Annotated in this window: 2 protein-coding genes and 2 pseudogenes; 2 read left to right on the top strand and 2 right to left on the bottom strand. The window is 38.9% G+C overall.

The window, feature by feature from the left end; translation table 11 throughout:
• Positions 1 to 161 (top strand): annotated as a pseudogene (locus tag WIW52_RS08440) (IS701 family transposase); the annotation flags it as partial.
• Positions 162 to 192: 31 nt separating this feature from the next.
• Here WIW52_RS08440 and WIW52_RS11300 read toward each other — a convergent pair.
• Positions 193 to 1,478 (bottom strand): annotated as a pseudogene (locus tag WIW52_RS11300) (MFS transporter); the annotation flags it as partial.
• A 148-nt stretch (positions 1,479 to 1,626) separates the two neighbouring features.
• Here WIW52_RS11300 and WIW52_RS08420 point away from each other — a divergent pair.
• Positions 1,627 to 2,067, top strand: a complete 441-nt coding sequence (locus tag WIW52_RS08420; protein WP_337709860.1) for a GNAT family N-acetyltransferase — start codon at positions 1,627 to 1,629, stop codon at positions 2,065 to 2,067.
• Position 2,068: 1 nt separating this feature from the next.
• Here the strand turns inward: WIW52_RS08420 and WIW52_RS08415 are convergent.
• On the bottom strand, positions 2,069 to 2,770 hold a 702-nt coding region (locus WIW52_RS08415; protein WP_337709859.1), incomplete at its 5' end, for a spermidine synthase.

Genomic DNA, 2,770 nt, shown 5'->3' with positions numbered 1-2,770 from the left:
AGAGGCTTCAGGGTTACCTCACGATCTTCACCATCATGGTCAACGTCGTCAGGGAGCTGGTGGGGGCTCTTAACCTGAGGAGCGTGGAGGCGTTCCTCAGGTTCGTTGAACGTTATTTAGGCGGACCGCCTGGGCTGATGAAAATCTTTAAGTTACGTTAAAGTCCCATAACTGCTGTACCATAGTTTTTTTATCCAATGAACTAGTACCGAGGAATATTTCAAACGCTACATATCTGGGGATGGACAGAGAGGCTACGGTTATACTTATCACATAACTCAATACAGTGCCTATACTGGAAAAAGTCCTTGCTAACCCTGATACACCTCCATAATATTCTCTAGGCGCACTAAACATAATTGCAGTGTTATTTGAAGGCCAAAATAGGGAAGAACCTATCCCCGTAACTGTGGATATAGCTGATACTAGGTAAGGTGAGGAATAAGGAGTGAGTAATGCAAAGTATAAAATAAGCGAGGCTAATGTAACCAGTAATCCTAAGGAGGCTAATAATCCAGGTTTAGTCCTCTCAGTTCTCTTACCTACAATAGGTGAAAGAACACTGGCTACTATGTACCCAGGAACTAAAACAAGGGAGGCATATAAAGGTGAAAGACCCTTAACCCCTTGAAGGTAGATGATGAGTAGGAAAGTTAGAGAGAGACCTCCTATCCCTTGGAAGAATAAGGCATATAAAGAGAGGCTTAATAACCTGATCTTTAATAACTTTAAGTTTATTATCGGTTTTTCCACCCTCATTTCATTAAATACAAATATAAGGTAGAAGAGCTAAGCCTAGGATCACATAAAGCAGATCGGTAGGATTTACACCTACGCCTGCTATAGTGACCAGTCCGTAAGATATGAAGAAAAGAATTAGAGCTAGAATACCGCTACCGGTCACGTCAAGCTTACTCCTTGTAGGGTTCACGTCCTTAATCTCCCTAAGCCCTACAAGTATAGCGAAAATACCTATGGGAACATTAATATAAAAAATATATATTGCCAACCCAATAGTGTGGTTAAAATCCCTCCAAGCACTATACCGATTAAAGCACCAATATTCCAACCCAAAGCAGTTAGACCATAAGCTCTACCCCTGCTGCCAAGAGAAAAGAGATCTGCAATCAAGGCAGTTCCGTTAGAGGATATCAAACTTCCTCCCAAGGCTTGAATTACTCTGAAAAATATAAGTAGGTCTATACTAGTGGATAGACCGCAAAGCGCTGAAGCTACGGTGAAAAGGGCAAAACCCAAATTATATATTTCGACCTTCCGAATATGTCTCCTATTCTTCCTGCTTGCGTCGAGATGACTGCTTGGACTAGCAAATAAGACAAAAGCACCCATATGGAAGTGTAAAGGTTCGTTTTTAAGTCGACTGTAATAGTAGGCAAGGCTAAAAGAACTATAGTAGTATCTACAGAAGCCATTAATGTACCTAGAACTATAATTGTAAGAACAAGATTTTGTCGTATAGAATAGTTCATAGCCTAACGAATATAAAAGATTGTCAGAGAGTGTCTTATGTTGTACCTTATAACTGAGCCTTATGAACAGATTACAAAGGTAATTTTTATTAACTGATTATCACACATTATCAATTGAAGATAAGGCTTCGGGAATATGGATATAGATGAATTAATAAGTAAGTCTCTTTCTATATTCGATAAATACTATGCATTAAAAAACGTAAATTGCTCTAAAGTCCTCGTTGCTAAAGTAAATAGAAAAGAAGTAGGGTTTGCAGAATTAAAGAGAAGAAAGAACATAGGTGCTATATTCTATTTGGGAGTTCTGCCGGGATATAGAGGCAAAGGAATCGGAAAAGATATGGTGAGAAGAGCTGAGGAATATTTCAAGGCTAAAGGGCTTTCACTAGTTGTAGCTTCTACGAGAAGTTGGAATATAGCAGCTGTCAGAATGTTTTCTTCTCTGGGCTACAAAATAATAAAGAAAGAAAAGGTACAGAAATATATTATAGAATTACTAGACGCTACGGAAGATGACCTGATATTATGTAAAGAATTAGGACACTCCAGCTGTGACGAAATAAAGAGAAAGTAAGTCAACCTTCCCGAATGTTAATAGGATTTGACAAAGTCACTACAGTTTTTTCACTATCTATGAGTTTTCTAACGTCCTTAGGTAAAAGAAACATGTTCTTGTGAGTTATTTCGTCGTAATACCTCAATTCACCCATTACTCTGTTAAGTCTGTTCTTTACGTTTAACTTACTGACATTTACCTTGTCTGAACAGAAGATAAAAGCCCACACAGTATCAAAGGAAGGGACAAAAGATAAACCCACAGACACGTAGTTATATATTTCCCTCAACGTCTTTACAAGCCTTGAAAACGAATGAGGAGATTGATACGGAGAAGTGCCCTGAGTTACCATAACGTCCTTTACTAACTTCTTCACCTCTTTATAAAACTCTATAGTATATAAGTTTCTGGAACGAGAAGTCTCAGTAGGGTCTGTAAGGTCTAGCACTACTACATCAAAAGGCTCTCCCTTGTATTGTCTGACAAAATCGAAACCGTCTTGGAAGATCAACCTAACTCTTGGATCCCTAAATGAGCCCTTGTGCCATGTCTCTAAATACTTCTCAGCAATCTCGACTGCCTTTCTATCCACATCAACCGCTACAACTTCCTTCACGTTATATTTCAGAACTTCTCTAATCGTGGCACCTTCTCCAGCCCCTATTATTAATACTCTCTCAGGATCATCTGAAGCCACCATTGCTGGATGAATCAAAGATTC

The organism is Stygiolobus sp. RP850M (assembly GCF_037389295.1).
Classification (GTDB): domain Archaea; phylum Thermoproteota; class Thermoprotei_A; order Sulfolobales; family Sulfolobaceae; genus Stygiolobus.
The sequence above is the reverse complement of the archived record's forward strand: the minus strand, read 5'-3'. Positions and strand labels throughout refer to the sequence as shown.

Coding starts and splice junctions, on each gene's coding strand:
- WIW52_RS08420 (WP_337709860.1), top strand. CDS start 1,627: ATGGATATAGATGAATTAATAAGTAAGTCTCTTTCTATATTCGATAAA.